We start from the raw sequence: 1,399 nt of genomic DNA on the forward strand, positions 1-1,399 counted from the left end.
CCAGGCCACCGTATACGATCCGGTCATATGAACGCTCAATCCGCCGAGCCATGAGCCGATGAAAGCGCTCACCTGATGGCTGAAGAAGGCGAAGCCGAAGAGCGTGTTGAAGTGCTGCAAACCAAACAGCCGCACGATCAGACCGCTCACTAGGGGCACGACGCCAAGCCACAGGACACCCATCGTGGCTGCGAACACGATCGTTGAGGTCGGCGTCACCGGCAGGGCGACGAAGCAGATTATCGTGATGGTCCGCATGAGATAGGCGAGCGCGAGCAACCGCTTCTGGCTGTATCTCGAACCGAGATAGCCTGCCAGCAACGACCCCACGGCATTTCCAAGGCCGATCACGCCGAGTGCCGTTGCGCTGACTGTCGGCGGCACACCGCAAAAGGCGAGAAAGGCCGGCAGGTGCACGGTGATATACATGAGCTGGAAGCCGCAGGCGAAGAAGGCGATTGTCATCGCGATGAAGCCGGGATGTCTTGCTGCCGCGATCAAGGATTCGCGGATGTTCGATCCCGGCTGGTCCGCCTCCGTTTTGACGTCTGCAGGCTTTGGCCCCATCAGCACACCGAGAATCGCCATGACGAGTGCCACCAGCACGAAAGCGATCGCACCGGTGCGCCAGCCGCTGTTTGCGATGAGGTATTGCCCAAGCGGGGCGATCAGCAGCGTGGCGAGCGAACCAGCGGCTGAAACGATGCCCAGCGTCTGTACACGCCGCTCGGCGGGAACCACCCGCGCCACCGCTCCGAAGAGGACGCCGAAGCCAGTGCCGGCGATGCCGATGCCAACCATCAGTCCTGCTCCAGCATTGAGGCCGAGGACCGGCTGACCGCACGCCATCAGCAGAAGGCCAAGCGCGTAGATGATGGCGCAGCCAATTACGACCGGCCGCGCGCCGAACCGGTCGCCGAGGGCACCGATGATTGGTTGGCTAATGCCCCATATGAGGCTTTGCAGAGCGAGAGCGAAGCCGAAGGCTGACGCGGACACGCCCAGTTCGGCATTGATCGGCGGAAGAAAGAGGCCGAGGCTCTGACGAATTCCCATGCTGATCGACAGGATTGTCGACGCTGCAACGACCAGAATGATCACGGGGATGGTAAAGCCGGTCGATGGGGTTCTTGCTGTCGATATGCTCATTGGGCCTGACCTCCTTCAGGGACTCGACCCCCGGCGAATTCGCGATAAAGCTCGCTGGGAGGCCTGTCCGTGCTGTTGGAAGTCAGCGCTCGTCGCAGCGCGGAGGCAAACGCGTTACGCTCGTGGCGCGATGAGCAAAACTCAACTGCCTGACATCGATCGCGTTGCAGGCGATCATAGACGCGCTGCGCCGCGAAGAACTTCGACGCAGTCTCCGCCAACCTTGGCAGTGATGCCCGCGGCGGTTGCT

General features: G+C 61.8%; 1 protein-coding gene. It reads right to left on the minus strand.

The window, feature by feature from the left end; genetic code table 11:
• A partial coding sequence (locus BGN91_RS17560; protein ID WP_292615342.1) for an MFS transporter occupies positions 1–1,101 on the minus strand: 1,101 nt, incomplete at its 3' end.
• Positions 1,102–1,399: the final 298 nt, after the last annotated feature.

This window comes from Nitrobacter sp. 62-13, assembly GCF_001896955.1.
GTDB lineage: Bacteria > Pseudomonadota > Alphaproteobacteria > Rhizobiales > Xanthobacteraceae > Nitrobacter.